General features: G+C 67.3%; 16 protein-coding genes. 6 read left to right on the top strand and 10 right to left on the bottom strand.

All coding sequences use genetic code 11. The annotated features are described in order from the left end of the window. Window positions 1-3: 3 nt before the first annotated feature. Window positions 4-939 carry an ACP S-malonyltransferase gene (gene fabD, locus QGN17_RS03600; protein WP_281043152.1) on the top strand — a complete coding sequence of 312 codons (936 nt, stop codon included), beginning with the start codon at window positions 4-6 and terminating at the stop codon, window positions 937-939. 14 nt (window positions 940-953) lie between these two features. After that, on the top strand, window positions 954-1,694 hold the full coding sequence (gene fabG, locus QGN17_RS03605) for a 3-oxoacyl-[acyl-carrier-protein] reductase (RefSeq protein WP_281043153.1): 741 nt from the start codon (window positions 954-956) through the stop codon (window positions 1,692-1,694). 71 nt (window positions 1,695-1,765) lie between these two features. Here fabG and QGN17_RS03610 read toward each other — a convergent pair whose 3' ends face one another. Then, the gene (locus QGN17_RS03610; RefSeq protein ID WP_281043154.1) at window positions 1,766-3,010 is read right to left on the bottom strand and encodes a glycosyltransferase family 87 protein; all 1,245 of its coding nucleotides are present in this window, start codon (window positions 3,008-3,010) and stop codon (window positions 1,766-1,768) included. A 132-nt stretch (window positions 3,011-3,142) separates the two neighbouring features. Here QGN17_RS03610 and QGN17_RS03615 point away from each other — a divergent pair, with 132 nt between their 5' ends. From QGN17_RS03615 to QGN17_RS03630, 4 genes are all read left to right on the top strand, one after another. Then, the gene (locus tag QGN17_RS03615) at window positions 3,143-3,379 is read left to right on the top strand and encodes an acyl carrier protein (protein ID WP_019833157.1); all 237 of its coding nucleotides are present in this window, start codon (window positions 3,143-3,145) and stop codon (window positions 3,377-3,379) included. A 136-nt stretch (window positions 3,380-3,515) separates the two neighbouring features. After that, window positions 3,516-4,772, top strand: a complete 1,257-nt coding sequence (gene fabF, locus QGN17_RS03620) for a beta-ketoacyl-ACP synthase II (protein ID WP_281043155.1) — start codon at window positions 3,516-3,518, stop codon at window positions 4,770-4,772. 10 nt (window positions 4,773-4,782) lie between these two features. Next, window positions 4,783-5,742, top strand: coding sequence for an endolytic transglycosylase MltG (gene mltG / locus QGN17_RS03625; RefSeq protein WP_281043156.1), 960 nt, complete (start codon window positions 4,783-4,785; stop codon window positions 5,740-5,742). Between the two features lie 119 nt (window positions 5,743-5,861). Beyond that, window positions 5,862-6,200 (top strand): hypothetical protein, encoded by a 339-nt coding sequence (locus QGN17_RS03630; RefSeq protein WP_281043157.1) that lies wholly within the window; start codon window positions 5,862-5,864, stop codon window positions 6,198-6,200. A gap of 40 nt (window positions 6,201-6,240) precedes the next feature. Here the strand turns inward: QGN17_RS03630 and argC are convergent, their stop codons facing one another. The 9 genes from argC to serS all read right to left on the bottom strand — a co-directional run bounded on the left by argC (window position 6,241) and on the right by serS (window position 15,674). After that, window positions 6,241-7,179 carry an N-acetyl-gamma-glutamyl-phosphate reductase gene (gene argC, locus QGN17_RS03635; protein ID WP_281043158.1) on the bottom strand — a complete coding sequence of 313 codons (939 nt, stop codon included), beginning with the start codon at window positions 7,177-7,179 and terminating at the stop codon, window positions 6,241-6,243. After that, window positions 7,179-8,102: a C40 family peptidase gene (locus QGN17_RS03640; protein ID WP_281043159.1), complete on the bottom strand. Its 924-nt coding sequence runs from the start codon at window positions 8,100-8,102 to the stop codon at window positions 7,179-7,181. Before QGN17_RS03640 ends, argC begins: the two co-directional genes overlap by 1 nt. Then, window positions 8,026-8,358, bottom strand: a complete 333-nt coding sequence (locus QGN17_RS03645; protein WP_281045131.1) for a MarR family transcriptional regulator — start codon at window positions 8,356-8,358, stop codon at window positions 8,026-8,028. Before QGN17_RS03645 ends, QGN17_RS03640 begins: the two co-directional genes overlap by 77 nt. A gap of 125 nt (window positions 8,359-8,483) precedes the next feature. Beyond that, a complete protein-coding gene (locus QGN17_RS03650; RefSeq protein ID WP_281043160.1) occupies window positions 8,484-9,869 on the bottom strand; it encodes a leucyl aminopeptidase family protein in 1,386 nt (461 codons plus the stop codon). Between the two features lie 18 nt (window positions 9,870-9,887). Further along, window positions 9,888-11,222, bottom strand: coding sequence for a 30S ribosomal protein S12 methylthiotransferase RimO (rimO, locus tag QGN17_RS03655; RefSeq protein WP_281043161.1), 1,335 nt, complete (start codon window positions 11,220-11,222; stop codon window positions 9,888-9,890). A gap of 48 nt (window positions 11,223-11,270) precedes the next feature. Next, window positions 11,271-12,404, bottom strand: a complete 1,134-nt coding sequence (locus QGN17_RS03660; protein WP_281043162.1) for a GGDEF domain-containing protein — start codon at window positions 12,402-12,404, stop codon at window positions 11,271-11,273. A 52-nt stretch (window positions 12,405-12,456) separates the two neighbouring features. Next, window positions 12,457-13,557 carry a peptidoglycan DD-metalloendopeptidase family protein gene (locus QGN17_RS03665; protein ID WP_281043163.1) on the bottom strand — a complete coding sequence of 367 codons (1,101 nt, stop codon included), beginning with the start codon at window positions 13,555-13,557 and terminating at the stop codon, window positions 12,457-12,459. A gap of 78 nt (window positions 13,558-13,635) precedes the next feature. Next, window positions 13,636-14,394, bottom strand: a complete 759-nt coding sequence (gene surE, locus QGN17_RS03670) for a 5'/3'-nucleotidase SurE (protein ID WP_281043164.1) — start codon at window positions 14,392-14,394, stop codon at window positions 13,636-13,638. Beyond that, window positions 14,394-15,674, bottom strand: coding sequence for a serine--tRNA ligase (gene serS, locus QGN17_RS03675; RefSeq protein WP_281043165.1), 1,281 nt, complete (start codon window positions 15,672-15,674; stop codon window positions 14,394-14,396). The genes surE and serS overlap by 1 nt, the downstream gene beginning before the upstream one ends. Between the last annotated feature and the right edge of the window lie 39 nt (window positions 15,675-15,713).

Raw genomic sequence — 15,713 nt, forward strand, 5'->3', positions numbered from 1 at the left:
ATCATGCGCGCGTTCATCTTTCCCGGCCAGGGCAGTCAGGCCGTCGGCATGGGTCATGCGCTTGCGCAGGCCAGCGGTGTCGCGCGCGAAGTGTTTCAGGAAGTCGACGATGCGCTGGGGCAGAAGCTCGCGGCGTTGATGGCGGAAGGCCCGGCCGACGCGCTGATGCTCACCGAGAACGCGCAGCCGGCGATCATGGCGAACGCCATCGCGACGCTGCGGGTGCTGGAGAAGGATGGCGGCATCCGCCTTGCCGACAAGGCCGAGTTCGTAGCCGGGCACTCACTCGGCGAATATACGGCTTTGTGCGCGGCCGAGGCGCTCGCGCTGGCCGAGACGGCGAAGCTGCTGCGTATCCGCGGGCAGGCGATGCAGGCGGCGGTGCCGGTGGGCGAGGGCGCGATGGCCGCCCTGCTCGGCCTTGATTTCGCCGCTGCGCGCCAGATCGCTGCCGACGCCGCCGAGAACGAAGTGTGCGAGGCGGCCAACGACAACGCGCCGGGGCAGGTGGTCGTCTCCGGCACCAGGGCCGCTGTCGAGCGCGCGGTCGAGCTTGCCAAGGTGCGCGGCGGCAAGCGCGCGATGCTGCTGCCGGTGTCCGCGCCCTTCCACTGCTCGCTGATGGAGCCGGCCGCCCGTGCGATGGAGAAGGCGCTGGCCGGCGCCGACCTGCGCGCGCCACTGGTGCCGGTCTATGCCAACGTGACGGCCGCCCCGGTCGCCGATCCGACGAGCATCCGCACGTTGCTGGTCGAGCAGGTGACGGGCACGGTGCGTTGGCGCGAGAGCGTCGAGGCGATGGTCGCAGCCGGCGTGACCGAGTTCGTGGAGTTCGGCGGCAAGGTGCTCGGCCCGATGATCAAGCGCATCGCGCCCGACGCCACCGCGACGTCGGTGATCACGATGGACGATATCGAAGCGCTGGCGAAAACGCTCTGAGAGAGGACGGAAGCATGTTCGATCTGACGGGAATGACCGCGCTGGTGACCGGCGCATCCGGCGGCCTCGGCTCGGCGACGGCCAAGGCGCTGGCGGCGCAGGGCGCGAAGGTCGCGCTCTCCGGCACGCGCGGGGCGGTGCTGGCCGAGGTGGCCTCCGGGCTGCCCAACGATCCGGTGACGCTGACCTGCAACCTCTCTGACTCGGCGGAGGTCGATGGCCTGATCCCGCGCGCGGTCGAGGCGCTGGGCGGCAAGCTCGACATCCTCGTCAACAATGCCGGCATCACCCGCGACAACCTCGTCATGCGGATGAAGGACGAGGAATGGGATCAGGTGATCTCGGTCAACCTCGAGGCCGCCTTCCGCCTGATCCGCGCCGCCGCCAAGCCGATGATGAAGGCGCGCTTCGGACGGATCATCTCCATCACCTCGGTGGTGGGCGTCACGGGCAATCCGGGGCAGGCCAATTACGCGGCCTCCAAGGCCGGGCTGATCGGCATGTCCAAGAGCCTCGCGCAGGAACTGGCGAGCCGCAACATCACGGTGAACTGCGTGGCGCCGGGCTTCATCCGATCGGCGATGACCGACGCGCTGAACGATGCGCAGAAATCCGCGATCCTGACGAAGATCCCGGCCGGCGACCTCGGCGACGGCGGCGATATCGGCGCGGCGGTCGCCTATCTGGCGAGCCGCGAGGCTGGGTACGTCACCGGCCAGACGCTGCACGTCAACGGCGGCATGGCGATGATCTGATCTTATTCCTCCCCGAGCTTTCTCGGGGAGGGGGATCATCCGCAGGATGGGGGAGGGGAGATGCGCCGCGCCTACCCCTCCACCACTCGCCTTCGGCGGGCAGTCCCCCTCCCCAAGACAAGCTTGGGGAGGAATTTGAAGTCCAGCACCCACGCCCGCCTCAGCGTGATCGCGAAGACCGCGACCAGGGTGATCCAGTCTAGAGGCACGAGCGTCAGCGCCGCGATCTGGCGGCCGACGAACGGCACGAGATAGGCGATCGCGAGAATGCTTTTCTCATGTCCCAGCCAGCCCCGCTCGCGCGCGTCCGCGACGAGGAAGCAGAGCGCGCCGCCGAGGATCACGAGGTCGTAGTCCATCGCATAGGGCGTCGAGAGCAGGGCCGCGCAGCATACCGTCGCGCCGCGCAGCGCCGGGCTCGCCCAGCGCGCGGCGAGCGCGGCGCCGGCGATGGCGAGCGCGGTCGAGATCGCCTGAAAGCCGTAAGCGAGCGGGATCGGCGCACCCAGTGCCCGCGCGGTCGCGAAGCTGGTGACGATCTTCTCCCAGCCGGTCTCGCCGGTCTCGATCACGCGGGTGCGGGTGAGGATCAGCGAATCGTGGAAGGCCTGCCACACCGGCCAGCCCCAGATGGCGAGCGTGATCGCGACCAGCCCGAGCGACGAGATCGCGGCTCCGGCAAAGGCGCGCCGGTTGCCCGCCGCGATCAGCACCACCGGCAGCAGCACCGCGAATTGCGGCTTGTAGACGAGGCAGCCGAGCAGCAGCCCGGCCGTCCACGGCCTGCGATCGAGCAGCGCCAGCCCGCCCGCGAGCAGGCTCGCGGTTAGGAAGGCGTTCTGGCCATGCCCGATACAGACGAAGCTCGCCGGCGCCGCCAGCACCGCCAGCGTCGTGCCGGGGCCGGGCACGATCTTCCGCGCCACCATGACCGCACCCGCCAGTGTCGTGCCGAGCCACAGCGCCAATGCGGCCAGATACGGCATCGTCGCCAGCAGGCTCGCGAGCAGCAGGAAGGGCGGCGGATAATGCCAGCCGTAGAAGGGCACCGCCTTGGAATGATGCAGCGCCTGCTGGACCTTATAATGTTCGGGCCAGACCCAGGCGGCGGCGGCGCGACCGTGATCGGCCATCCAGCCGGCGGCATAGACGTCCGAGAAATCGGTGCCGATCGGCCGGCCCTGCGCGTCCAGCGTACCGTGCGACATCGACAGCAGGAATCCGTATCCAAGGATCGTCGCCGCCAGCAGGAAGGCACAGACCAGCCGCACCCGCCGCGCGTCCACCCAGTCGCCGCTTTTCCACGCCTCGCCCATCGGGCACGCCCTAGCACCGTTCCGGCTGCGAAAGTCCTAACGCTGTCGCCGGCCCCTCTTGCCAGCCTTCGCCGCCCCGTCTAGGGCGTTTTCCCAACCCACAATCCCTTCGATCAACATGGGAAGAGAGACATGAGCGAGACCGCCGAGCGCGTGAAGAAGATCGTCGTCGAGCATCTCGGCGTCGAGGCCGAGAAGGTCACCGAGGACGCGTCCTTCATCGACGATCTCGGTGCCGACAGCCTCGACATCGTCGAGCTGGTTATGGCGTTCGAGGAAGAATTCGGTGTCGAGATCCCCGACGACGCCGCCGAGAAGATCACGACCGTGAAGGACGCGATCGCCTATATCGACAGCCACAAGGGCTGACGAGAGGCTTCGCGTCGGGCCTCCTTCGGGGGCCGACGAGATTGACGGCCCTCCGACCCGGATCAACGGGGCCGGGGGGCCGTTTCGTTATGAGGCGCGTTAAACGAAGCGCCGAGATGAGAGGAAGGAGGCGCCGATGCGCCGTGTAGTCGTCACCGGTCTGGGCCTCGTCACGCCGTTGGGCGGGGATGTCGAGACGAGCTGGGCCAACCTGATCGCCGGCAAGTCCGGCGCCGGGCAGATCACCCGCTTCGATACCGCCGACCAGAAGTGCACGATCGCCTGCGAGGTGAAGCCCAAGGACCATCCCTGGGGCTTCGATGCGGGCAAGCGCGTCGATCACAAGGTGCAGCGCCAGGTCGATCCCTTCATCGTCTACGGTATCGACGCCGCCGGCCAGGCGCTGGAAGATGCCGGCCTCACCGATATGTCGGTGGAGGAAAGCTGGCGCGCGGGCGTTTCGATCGGTTCGGGCATCGGTGGCCTGCCGGGCATCGAAAGCGAGTCGATCGTGCTGCACGAGAAAGGCCCCGGCCGCGTCTCGCCCCACTTCGTCCACGGCCGCCTGATCAACCTGATCTCTGGCCAGGTATCGATCAAATACGGCCTGCGCGGACCGAACCACGCCGTCGTCACGGCCTGCTCGACTGGCGCGCACTCGATCGGCGACGCCGCGCGGATGATCGCCATGGACGATGCCGATGTGATGCTGGCCGGCGGTGCCGAGAGCACCGTCTGCCCGATCGGCATCGCCGGCTTCGCCCAGGCGCGCGCGCTGGCGACCACCTTCAACGATCGTCCCGAACAGGCATCGCGCCCCTATGACAAGGATCGCGACGGCTTCGTGATGGGCGAGGGCGCCGGTGTCGTGGTGCTCGAGGAATATGAGCACGCCAAGGCGCGCGGCGCGAAGATCTATGCCGAGGTGATCGGCTACGGCCTGTCGGGCGACGCCTACCACGTCACCGCTCCGCACCCGGACGGCGACGGCGCTTATCGTTCGATGGAGATGGCGATCCGCAAGTCCGGCCTGAAGCCGGAGGACATCGACTACATCAACGCCCACGGCACCTCGACCATGGCGGATCTGATCGAGCTGGGCGCGACCCAGCGCCTGTTCGGCAAGGATCTCGGCGGCACCTCGATGAGCTCGACCAAGTCGGCGATCGGCCACCTGCTCGGCGGTGCGGGCGCGGTGGAATCGATCTTCTGCATCCTCGCGATCCGTGACCAGATCGTCCCGCCGACGCTCAACCTCGACAATCCCGACGAGGGCACCGAGGGCGTCGATCTCGTGCCGCACAAGGCGAAGAAGCGCGAAGTGCGCGCGGTGCTCAACAACAGCTTCGGGTTCGGCGGCACCAACGCCAGCCTGGTGATGCGCAAGATCTGAGGCTGCGGGCGTGCGCCGGCTCCTCATCCTGGTGCTGGCGCTCGGCGCGCTGGCGATCGGTGTGCCGATGTGGATGTGGCGCGGCCCCGGCCCGTTGCCCAAGCCCACGATCGTCCAGATTCCGGAAGGGGCGACCATCGCCAGCGCCGCCAAGGCGCTGGAGGAAGCGCACGCCATCCGCAGCGCGACCTGGTTCCGGGGCCTTGCCGGCAAGCTCGGCTCCCGCGATCCGATTCGCGCGGGCGAGTTCCGGATCCCCGCGCACGCCAGTGCGGCGACGATCCTCGATACGCTACAGCACGGCCGCCCGGCGCTGAAGCTGGTGACGATTCCGGAAGGCACGCCTTCGGTGATCGTGCAGGACAAGCTGATGGCGACCAAGGCGCTGACCGGCAGTGTTCCGGTGCCGCCGGAAGGATCGGTGCTACCGGACAGCTACGCCTATCAGGCGGGCGATAGCCGGCTGATGATTGTCCAGCGGATGCAGAAGGCGATGGACAAGGCGCTGGCCGCCGAATGGACCGCGCGCGCACCCAATCTGGTGGTGACCACGCCCCGGCAGGCGCTGATCCTCGCCTCGATCGTCGAGAAGGAAACGGGTGTTGCCTCGGAACAGGCAATGGTCGCGGGCGTCTACAGCAACCGGCTCAAGCTCGGCATGGCCCTGCAGGCCGATCCGACCGTGATCTACCCGGTGACCAAGGGCCGCCCGCTCGGCCGGCGCATCCTTGAATCCGAATTGCACGCGAAGAACGGCTACAACACCTACGCCGAACCGGGGCTGCCGGAGGGGCCGATCTGCAATCCCGGTCGCGCATCGATCAACGCGGTGCTGCATCCGGCGGTGACGCAGGCGCTCTATTTCGTGGCGAACGGGCAGGGCGGCCATGTGTTCGCGGACACGCTGGCCCAGCACAATGCCAACGTGAAGAAATGGTACGCGATCCGCCACGCGCGCGGAGAGATGTAAGCCCCGCATTAACCACGCTGAACGGCGGCTGCACGGGCTATTCCCAGACGGTTCAGGACGAATCGCCGATATCCTCCTTCGACACCCGGTTGGGGCCGGGAAGCACAAGGAGGGACGTCATGCGCAAACCCATTCTGGCGGTGGTCACCGCCGCCACGCTCGCCGCTGGCACGATCGGAATGGCCGCTCCGGCCGAAGCGCGGGTCAGCACCGGAACGGCTGTTGCCGCCGGTATTCTCGGTCTTGGCGTCGGTGCGGCGATCGCGTCGGATCATCCGCGCCGGGCTTATTATGATGACGGCTATTATGCGCCGCCGCCCCCGCCGCCTGCGCCGGTCTATTATGCGCCGCCGCCGCCGCCGCCGGCCTATTCCTACGAATATGTGCAGCGCTGCCGTGTCGTGGAACACTGGAGCCCCTATTACGGGCGCTACGTGCGCGATCGTCGCTGCTATTGAGGCGGAAGGCCGTCGTCCCTCGGGGGCGGCGGCCCTTTCGTCAGAGCCTCAGCCCCTCGGTTTCCGGCAATCCTGCCATCAGGTTGAGATTCTGCACCGCTGCGCCACTCGCGCCCTTGCCAAGATTGTCGAGCGTGGCGGCAAGGCGCAGGTGGCCGGTCCGCGCATTGGCGAAGACGTAGAGCTTCAGCCGATCGGTGCCGGCGACATCCTCGATGGTGAGCGCCTTGAGTGCGGCACTTTCCTCCAGCGAGGCGACCTCGACCAGCGGCGAGGCCGCATAGGCGTCGGCCAGCGCGGCGTGGACATGCTCGACGGCGCGATCGGGCAGCTGCGAGAGGTGGAGCGGCACTTCCACCAGCATCCCGCGATAGGTATTCGCCACCGCCGGCGCAAAGATCGGCGGCACGGAGAGGCCGGCGTGGGCCATCATCTCCGGCACATGCTTGTGCTCCAGGGTCAGGCCGTAACCACGGAAGGCGGTCGGTGCCGCGCCATTCTCGAATTCCGCGACCATCGCCTTGCCGCCGCCCGAATAGCCGGACGTGGCGTTGGTCACGAGCGGGGTAGTGGCCGGCAACAGGCCCTCTCGTACCAGCGGACGGACGAGAGCCAGGAAGCCGGTCGGGTAGCAGCCCGGATTGGAAACGAAGCGGGCGGAGGCCAGTTCGGCGCGCCGGCCAGGCTCGATCTCCGCGAAACCGTAGGCCCAACCCCCCGCCGTGCGATGCGCGGTGGAGGCATCGATAAAGCGCGTCGGCAGATCCTCGGCGAGCGCCACCGCCTCGCGCGCCGCGTCGTCGGGAAGACAGAGGATGGCGATATCGGCGGCCGCCAGCGCATCGGCGCGCGCGGCGGCATCCTTCCGGCGTTCGTCCGGCAGCAGGGTGAGCGCGACATCGGCGCGGTTCGAGAGGCGATCGACGATCTCGATGCCGGTGGTGCCGGCACCGCCGTCGACGAACACGTTCACAGTCATCACAATCTCCGCAGCGCTGCGATGCCCTGGCCTTCGGGCTGGCGCGCGACCACGTCCGCGAGCGGCTCGGTCACGACCTGCATCCAGAAGGCATTGGCGTGCAGCAAATGGGTATCGTCGGCCATGATCCCAACATGGCCGGGGAGGAAGACGAGATCGCCCCGTCGGAGTTCGTCCCGCGCGACGGCCGCGCCGAGTTCCTGCTGCTGATCGCTGTCGCGCGGTGCCGCGATGCCGGCGAAGGAAAGCGCCAACTGGACGAGGCCCGAGCAATCGATCCCGTCGCCCGATCGCCCGCCCCAGCGATAGGGCACGCCGGTCAGGCGCGCGGCGATGGAAACATGGTCGGCATCGGGCACTGCCAACGGCGCGAGATGACGATGATGGATGAAGCCGCCGTCGATCTGATGGAAATCACCCTCGGTCGATCTGACGGCCAGGCGCGCGCCCATCGGCAGGCGCTCCACCACCGGCGCCTTGATGCTGCTTGTCGCGAATACCAACGCAGCCGGAGACGCGACGATATGCGTCGGCTCGACCAGCGAGCCGATCGCATCCACCGGCACGTAGCCTACATAGTTGTCGTGCGTGGAATATCCCCATGCCCAGTCACCGCTGGCATCCACGACCGCAAAGGATTCGCCGCGCAGCAATTCGGAGACGGCGGTTGCATCGTATGAGGGCGTCGCGCGCATCGGAACGGCAGTGCCAAGGCATCCGTGCAGCAGCGGCTTCGCATAATGCGGCGCGAACACGCGGTCGGCCAGCGCGATGTCCGCGATGTCCTTCCGGACGGCATAGATGCGGGGATCGAGCTTGGCCGATGCGCCGGCGAGGCGGAATCGGTCAGGCGTGCGCGATCTGGGCGACGGCCTGGGGTCGGCGGCGCTCCTTGCCGGCGATGAGGCTTCGGAAGCCTTCAAGAAATTCTGCTCCACGGCTGGTGCGCGTCACGAAGATGTTGCGGCGATCCCGCTCGTCCCGTTCGCGGCGCAGATAGCCGAGGCGGCCCAGCGTATTCAAGGCGCGAGTGACGACCGGCTTCGATACGCCAAGGATGCCGGCCAGCCCGCGGACGGTGTGCGGCCCGTTGGTCCGGTAGACCAGCAGCAGCAATGCCATCTGTCGGTTGGTGAGATCCGGCTGGCCCGAGCGGACGTAGGCCACGAGAGCTTCCATCCAGGTGCTGAGCATATCGTTCTTCACGCGAGCATCCTACGAATTGCGCCGCGACCATTGTCGCTGGACACAGAGGAAAACACGCGAAGAGGCCGATCGTTTCCTTCCCGTTCAAATGAACGGCGTCAGTTCGACGCGTAGCGCTTGCGGAGCATCGCCCAGACCGCGCGGAGGCCCAGTGCCTCGCCACCCTTCGGACGGCCCGGCTTGGCAGCCGGATTCCAGGCGAAGGTGTCGAGATGCGCCCAGGGCTGATCGTCGGGCACGAACTTTTCGAGGAACAGGCCGGCGGTGATGGTGCCGGCGAAGCCGCCGTCGGGCGCATTGTTGAGATCCGCGACGTCGGATTTCAGCATCTCGCGATAACCGGGCCAGAGCGGCAGGCGCCAGAGCGGGTCACCCGTTTCCTCGCCGGCGGCGAGCAGATCGGCGCACAGCGCTTCGTCATTCGCCATCAGCGCCGGCAGGTCCGGCCCCAGCGCCACGCGGGCGGCGCCGGTGAGCGTGGCGAAATCGATCACCAGTTCGGGCTTGCCCTCCGACGCCAGCGTGAGCGCGTCGCCGAGGATCAGTCGGCCTTCGGCATCGGTGTTGGCGATTTCGACGGTCAGCCCCTTGCGGGAAGGCAGGATGTCGCCGGGCCGCATCGCATCGCCGGCGATGGCATTTTCCACGGCGGGGATCAGCATGTGCAGCCGCACCGGCAGCTTCGATGCCATGATCAGATCGGCGAGCGCCAAAGCGTGCGCGGCCCCGCCCATATCCTTCTTCATCAGCCGCATTCCGGACGCGGGCTTGATGTCGAGACCGCCCGAATCGAAGCACACGCCCTTGCCGACGATGGCTATGCGCGGATGTGAGGCGTCGCCCCATTCCAGCTCGACGAGGCGCGGCGCGCGGGCCGGGACAGCGGCGCGCCCGACGGCGGCGACCATCGGGAATCCCTGCTCCAGCCCGTCTCCGCGCGTGGTCTTTGTGCTGGCACCGTGGCGGTTGGCGACGTCCTCGATCGCGCCCTGCAGTTCGGCCGGCCCCATGTCGTTGGCCGGCGTATCGACGAGATCGCGAACCAGTGCGACGGCGCGGGCGAGCGCGATCGTTTCCTCGATGCGGGCGGGATCGTTGGTGAGCAGCACGCGCTGCGGCGCCGGATCGCCCTTCTTGTAGCGATCGAAACGATGTTGGGCGAGCAGCCAGCCGAGCGCGCCGGGCCCAGGCTGGCCGTCGGGCAGGCGATAATTCCCCTCGGGCAGCTTCGTGGCGGCGGGGGCGAGATCCCATGGCCCCGACGTCTCTCCGATGCCGAGCGCACACGACCATTCGTCCGCCTTGTTGCCGGGGATCAGCGCGAACTCGCCGGCCTTCGCCTTGAACTGCGCCGCCGCGATACCGGCGCGCACGCGCTCGGGCTGGGCGGCGAGCCATTCGTCGAAGCCTTCGGCACGGACGACGTGGATGACATGCGCGGGCTGGCCGCGATCGGGGACGAGCAGCGAAGCGAAATCGGTCATGGGACCGTGTTAACGCCTTCAGGCCGGCAATGGCACCCCGAACAGATCATGGTCGTCGGCGTCCTCGATCTCGACGCGCACGATGTCGCCCGCGGTTAGGTGCCCCGCGTCGCGCAGATGCACCTCGCCGTCGATCTCTGGCGCGTCGGCCTTGGAGCGACCCGAGGCGCCTTCGCCGTCCACCGCGTCGATGATCACGTCCAGCGTGCGACCCACCTTCGCCTGGAGCTTGGCTGCCGAGATCGCGGCGGTCTTCTCCATGATGCGCTGATAGCGTTCTTCCTTGACCTCTTCGGGCACGGGATCGGACAGCGCATTGGCCGCAGCCCCCTCGACCGGCTCGAACCGAAAAGCACCGACTCGATCGAGCTGGGCCTCGTCCAGCCAGTCGAGCAGATACTGGAAATCTTCTTCGGTTTCGCCGGGGAAGCCGACCACAAAGGTCGATCGGATCGCGATGTCCGGCGCAATCGCGCGCCAGCCCTTGATCCGCTCCAGCACCTTCGCCTCATTGGCGGGGCGCTTCATCCGCTTCAGCACCGCCGGGGAGGCGTGCTGGAAGGGAATGTCGAGATAGGGGAGCACCAGCCCCTCCGCCATCAGCGGGATCACGTGATCCACGTGCGGATAGGGATAGACGTAGTGCAGCCGTACCCACGCACCGAGCTTGCCGAGCTCACGCGACAGATCAGTCATGTGCGCCCGCACCTCGCCGCCGCCCTTCAGCGGGTAGGAGGCATGGCGCAGGTCCACGCCGTAGGCCGAAGTGTCCTGGCTGATGACCAGCAGTTCCTTTGTGCCCGCGGCGACCAGCTTCTCGGCTTCGCGCAGGATCGCATCCGGCCGGCGGCTGACGAGATCGCCGCGCAGGCTCGGGATGATGCAGAAGGAGCAGCGGTGGTTGCAGCCCTCCGAAATCTTCAGATAGCTGTAATGGCGCGGCGTGAGCTTGAGATCGCGCTCCGGCACCAGATCGAGATAGGCGGACGGCGTCACCGGTGCCGCATCGTGCACCGCGCCCACGACCTGCTCGTATTGATGCGCGCCCGTGACGGCGAGCACATCCGGAAAACGCTCGCGGATCAGCTCGGCTTCCTTGCCCATGCAGCCGGTGACGATGACGCGGCCATTCTCCGCGATCGCCTCGCCGATTGCCTCCAGGCTCTCTTCCTTGGCGGAATCGAGGAAGCCGCAGGTGTTGACCAGCACGATGTCGGCGCCGGCATAATCGGCGGACATGGCATAGCCGTCCGAGCGGAGCTTGGTGAGGATACGTTCGCTGTCGACGAGATTCTTCGGACAGCCGAGCGAAACCATGCCGACCTTCGGCGGGGAGGGGAGTTGTGTTGCCATGGGGACGCGCGCACATAGGCGAAGACGCGGCGTTTTTCCAGTAGGCGCTCAATCCGCCAATGTGATGCGGTTCCGCCCCTCTAGCTTCGAGCAATAGAGCGCCTTGTCGGCGCGATCCATCGCTTCGGCCAGCATCTGCTCGGGCGACGATCCGCCGAGGACCACCGATGCGACCCCGAAACTGGCGGTGACGGGCGCCGGTGCGTCATTGTCCTTACCGCTGGCGGCGATGTCGATGCGGATCCGCTCCATCGCTTCCGCCGCCTGCCGGGCGGAACTGTTGACCAGAAGCAGCGCGAATTCCTCGCCACCGATCCGCCCGACCAGATCTCCGCCGCGCAGCCCGTGGGTCAGGCGCCCGCACACGAAACCCAGCGTCCGGTCGCCGGCGGTGTGGCCGTGGCGATCGTTGATGCTCTTGAAATGATCGATATCGGCGATGGCGACGGCGATCGCTTGGCGCTGGCGACGGCCGTTGGCGACGGCACGGAGCGCGGCCTCATGGAAACCGCGTCGATTGAGCACGCCGGTCAGCGGATCGTTGGCGGCGAGCGCACGCAATTGCGCGGCGACGTCGGAGGCAAGCAACAGGATCGCGCCGATACCGTTGGCGACGAACACCGGTGTCAGGCCAACCAGATAGAGCGTGACGAACAACTCGCGCCCTTCGCGATGGCCGGGGCCATGCGAGGCGAGATCGGTGATGACGAGGAGGAGCTCGAAAAGGACGAAGACGGAGATCGCGCCGATCACCGCCCATTCCGCCGGCTCAACCTTGCGGGTTCGCGGCATGATCGCGGATGCCGCGATCAGCAGCATGACGATCGTGAACAGACCCGAAGTCGCCGAAGTCCAACCGAACCGGCCGGGCAAGAGATAGGGAAGATCGCCGATGATCATCGCGGCGAGCGTGATTCCCACGAAGAGCATGTAGCGCGGGTACAGGGCAGCGCGCTGGCGCGCGCCGATCGCTACCAGCGCAGCCGGCGCCAGCACGAACAACAGCTCGAAAGGCCCCAGAATGTCCGCGAGGGAAGGCCGGAGCGCCTCCAGCACCTGCGCCAGGATCTCGGCGCCGTAGCAGAGGTAAGCGATCGACCAGCTCAGTGCGTGAGACTGTCGCCCGAGCGACAGCCACGCGATCGCCATCGCGCCCGACAAGATCAGGCTGATGACCAGCATCGTCCCGGAAATGATCGCATAAGCCTGCACTGACTCGCCCCCGTTCCGTCGGCTAGTTCTGTGAGGGCGGCAGGTAGCGCAGCGGATCGACCGGCGTGCGCTTGTTGCGAATCTCGAAATGCAGCTGCGGCTTGTTGACCGATCCGGTGGCGCCGGCGCGTGCGATAACGTCGCCGCGATGGACGGTCTGGCCGCGGGTGACGAGAATCTGTTCGGCATGGCCGTAGGCGGTGATCCAGCCGTCGCCATGCTTGATCAGGATCAGCCCGCCGTAGACGGCGATGGCCGAGCCGGCATAGGCCACCACACCATCTGCAGCCGCGCGGATTTCCTCGCCCTTTTCGGCGGCGATGTTGATACCGTCGTTGCGGCGGCCGTCGCCGGCCGGGCCGAACCTACCGATGATCGCGCCGGACAACGGCCACTGGAATCGTCCGGTGAAGTTGCTCGGCGTCGCGACCGCCTCGTCCTTGGGCAGCGGCTTCTTCGGCGTCGCGGTCGGTGCCTTGGGCGTGGCGTTGGAACTGAGCGCCGGTTCCGATCCGGTGGCGAGATCGTCGATGTCGAGGCTGAAAGCCTGCGCGCGCTGCTCGGGCGTCATGCGCGCGACTTCCGTGTCGCTCGGCAGCAGCAGGCGCTGCCCGGTACGCAGCGTATAGGGCGGCTGCAGGTCGTTCAGATCGGCGATGCGCGACCATTCGACGCCGTAAGCGCGCGCGATGGCGATGCCGCTCTGGCCCGAACGGACGAGATGGTAGCGACCGCCCGGAACCTTCAGCCGTTCGCCGGTGCGCACGACGAAGGGGGCGGGAATATTGTTGGCCTTGGCGATCGCCTCCGAACCCGCTCCGGTCCTGTTGCCGATCGAGCGGATCGTGTCGCCGTCCTTCACCACGTAGGTTGAATCCGGAATCGTCACCGCATCGGCGGCAACCGGCTTCGCCAACCACGAGGGCGTCGGCTGCTTCACCGAGCTGGGGATTTCGGTGGTGCGTATCGTGTCGTCGGCTGGATACGGTGTGCCGGCGGTCTGCCTCGGCGGGCGTGGCGCGGCGGGCTCGCCATAACCGGCGGGCGGCGTGCCGTGCGGAATGCAGCCGGCTACACCGATGCACGCCGATACTATCATCCATCGCCCGAAACGCGACGCCATGCCGATCCCCGCACTAATCCCCTGCGGGTCCATTAACCTTGATGGTGAACCCTGCCAAGCGCGATAAGCGCTTCCCGATCAATAGCTTGCCGCCAGTTGCGCCAGTGCATCACGATAGGTGAGATCAAGATGAAGCGGGGTAACCGTGACGTATCCGGAACGGATTGCGGCAAAATCCGTGTCATCGCCGCCGGTCTCCACGACGCCGTTGAACGACAGCCAGTAATAAGGGAAGCCGCGCGGATCGGTGTGCTTGATCATCTTGGCGCGACCATAGTCACGCATCCCTTGCGCGACGACGCGGATGCCTTCGACTTGCTCGGGTGGCAATGCGGGGAAGTTGATGCTGGCCAACATTCCCGGCGCGAACGGCGTGTCGAGCAGCGGCCGGATGGCGCGCTCGCCCCAGGCCTCGGCCGCCGCGAAGGGCACGTCCTCGCCGGCACCTTCCTTCGCATAGACCTGGCTCAGTGCGATCGAGCGGACGCCCGCGAGCGCGCCCTCCATCGCCGCCGAGATCGTGCCCGAATAGGTCGCGTCCTCGCCGAGATTGGCACCCCGATTCACGCCGGAGAGGATCAGGTCGGGCTTGCCGTCCATCACCTCCAGCAGCGCCATCATCACCGTGTCGGTGGGCGTGCCGGAGACCGAGAAGCGGCGCTCGGCATGCTTGCGCAGCCGCAGCGGGCGGGTGAGCGTGAGCGAGTGGCCTGCGCCGGACTGCTCCTCCATCGGCGCCACAACCCAGACGTCGTCCGACAGCGTGCGGGCAATCGCCTCAGCGACCTTCAGGCCGCGCGCGTGGATGCCGTCGTCATTGGTGACCAGGATGCGCATCAGGCAGGCTCGACCGCTTCGATGCCATTCATGTAGGGCCGCAATGCGTCCGGTACGCGAATGGCGCCGTCCATCGTCTGGTAATTCTCCATCACCGCGACCAGCGTGCGACCGACCGCGAGGCCCGAGCCGTTGAGCGTGTGGACGAAGCGCGTTCCCTTGGTTTCACCCGCCGGGCGATAGCGCGCGTTCATGCGGCGTGCCTGGAAATCGCCGCAGGTCGAGCAGCTGCTGATCTCGCGATAGCGCTGCTGGCCGGGCAGCCACACTTCCAGATCGAAGGTGCGCTTCGCCGTGAAGCCCATGTCGCCGGTGCAGAGCAGCATTCGGCGATAGGGCAGGCCCAGCGCCTCCAGCACGCTCTCGGCAGCGAGCGTCATGCGCTCATGCTCGTCCTCGGATTGCTCTGGCGCGACGATCGAGACGAGCTCGACCTTCTCGAACTGGTGCTGGCGGATGATGCCGCGCGTATCGCGACCGGCGGCACCCGCCTCGGCGCGGAAGCAGTTGGTGAGCGCGGTGAAGCGGATCGGCAGCTCCGTTTCCGCCAGGATCTGGCCCTGCACATAATTGGTCAGGCTCACCTCGGCGGTGGGGATCAGCCAGCGGCCATCGGTGGTCTGGAACAGATCCTCGGCGAACTTGGGGAGCTGCCCGGTGCCGAACATCGCCGCGTCGCGCACCAGCACCGGCGGCACGACCTCGGTATAGCCATGTGTGCCGGTCTGCATGTCGAGCATGAACTGGCTCAGCGCGCGGTTGAGCCTGGCAAGGCCGCCCTTCAAATAGACGAAGCGCGCGCCCGAGACAGTGCCCGCCGCATCGAAATCCATGCCGAGCGCCTTGCCCAGCTCGTCATGCTCCTTCGCGGCGAAATCGAACGCCGCCGGTTCGCCCCACGTCTTGACCACGACGTTGCCGTCCTCGTCGGCCCCTTCCGGCACCTCGGGATAAGGAAGGTTGGGGAGCCCGGCGAGCTGCGCGTCGAGCGCGGTGCCGACTTCGGCAGCCTCGGCCTCGATCTTCGGCATCGATGTCTTGAGCGCAGCGACCTCCGCCTTCTGGGCCTCGGCCTCGTCCTTCTTGCCCTGGCCGATCAGCGCACCGATCGCCTTGGCGGCGGCATTGGCGCTCGCCTGTGCGACCTGCAGATCGGTCAGCAACTGGCGCCGCCGCTCGTCGAGAGCGAGCAGATCGGCCGATTGCGGCGCGACACCGCGCTTGGCGAGGCCGGCGTCGAAGGCGGCGGGGTCGTCTCGGATCAGGCGAATATCGTGCATGGAGGGCAGGCTATGGCGACGGCTCGCGGCTTTCGCAAC

It is taken from the genome of Sphingomonas oryzagri (genome assembly GCF_029906645.1).
GTDB lineage: Bacteria > Pseudomonadota > Alphaproteobacteria > Sphingomonadales > Sphingomonadaceae > Solisphingomonas > Solisphingomonas oryzagri.

What these genes read in the sequence shown, in the direction of transcription:
- QGN17_RS03610 (WP_281043154.1), bottom strand. Translation starts at nt 3,010, where the DNA reads ATGGGCGAGGCGTGGAAAAGCGGCGACTGGGTGGACGCGCGGCGGGTG.
- QGN17_RS03665 (WP_281043163.1), bottom strand. Translation starts at nt 13,557, where the DNA reads ATGGCGTCGCGTTTCGGGCGATGGATGATAGTATCGGCGTGCATCGGT.
- argC (WP_281043158.1), bottom strand. Translation starts at nt 7,179, where the DNA reads ATGACTGTGAACGTGTTCGTCGACGGCGGTGCCGGCACCACCGGCATC.
- fabD (WP_281043152.1), top strand. Translation starts at nt 4, where the DNA reads ATGCGCGCGTTCATCTTTCCCGGCCAGGGCAGTCAGGCCGTCGGCATG.
- QGN17_RS03650 (WP_281043160.1), bottom strand. Translation starts at nt 9,869, where the DNA reads ATGACCGATTTCGCTTCGCTGCTCGTCCCCGATCGCGGCCAGCCCGCG.
- rimO (WP_281043161.1), bottom strand. Translation starts at nt 11,222, where the DNA reads ATGGCAACACAACTCCCCTCCCCGCCGAAGGTCGGCATGGTTTCGCTC.
- fabG (WP_281043153.1), top strand. Translation starts at nt 954, where the DNA reads ATGTTCGATCTGACGGGAATGACCGCGCTGGTGACCGGCGCATCCGGC.
- QGN17_RS03660 (WP_281043162.1), bottom strand. Translation starts at nt 12,404, where the DNA reads ATGCTGGTCATCAGCCTGATCTTGTCGGGCGCGATGGCGATCGCGTGG.
- fabF (WP_281043155.1), top strand. Translation starts at nt 3,516, where the DNA reads ATGCGCCGTGTAGTCGTCACCGGTCTGGGCCTCGTCACGCCGTTGGGC.
- QGN17_RS03645 (WP_281045131.1), bottom strand. Translation starts at nt 8,358, where the DNA reads ATGGAAGCTCTCGTGGCCTACGTCCGCTCGGGCCAGCCGGATCTCACC.
- QGN17_RS03615 (WP_019833157.1), top strand. Translation starts at nt 3,143, where the DNA reads ATGAGCGAGACCGCCGAGCGCGTGAAGAAGATCGTCGTCGAGCATCTC.
- QGN17_RS03630 (WP_281043157.1), top strand. Translation starts at nt 5,862, where the DNA reads ATGCGCAAACCCATTCTGGCGGTGGTCACCGCCGCCACGCTCGCCGCT.
- serS (WP_281043165.1), bottom strand. Translation starts at nt 15,674, where the DNA reads ATGCACGATATTCGCCTGATCCGAGACGACCCCGCCGCCTTCGACGCC.
- surE (WP_281043164.1), bottom strand. Translation starts at nt 14,394, where the DNA reads ATGCGCATCCTGGTCACCAATGACGACGGCATCCACGCGCGCGGCCTG.